The organism is Salmonella sp. SAL4457 (assembly GCF_046548235.1).
GTDB lineage: Bacteria > Pseudomonadota > Gammaproteobacteria > Enterobacterales > Enterobacteriaceae > Salmonella > Salmonella enterica.
On sequence record NZ_JBGDZO010000176.1, the window covers coordinates 1 to 344 of the forward strand.

A 344-nucleotide genomic window follows, 5' to 3' on the forward strand; every position below is an offset into this window, starting at 1 on the left:
GCCTGGTGCTGGGCGCCTATGCCCAGGGACTGGGGGCGATGTGGCGGACCGGCGAGATGGCCACCGATCCGGTGGTGCACGCCGGCCTGGGGCTCGGCGAGCAGGAGCGGATCATCGGCTTCGTCTACCTGGGTACGCCGATGGGCGAGTTGCGCACGCCGGCGGAACTCGACCCGACGGCCTTCGTCAGCGCCTGGCCGGGCTGAGCGGCAACAGCAGGCGTACGCACCAATCCGCGCCCTGGGCGTGCCAGAGCAGTCGTCCGCCCTGCCAGCCGGCCAGTCGTCGGGCGGCTTCCACGGCCGCCGGCAGCCAGCGCCGGCCTTCTTCCGCCTGGCCGAGGA

Annotated in this window: 1 pseudogene; it reads left to right on the forward strand. The window is 73.5% G+C overall.

Annotation, left to right across the window (positions count from 1 at the left end):
- Positions 1 to 206, forward strand: a pseudogene (locus tag ACLJNW_RS23790) (NAD(P)H nitroreductase); the annotation flags it as partial.
- Positions 207 to 344: the final 138 nt, after the last annotated feature.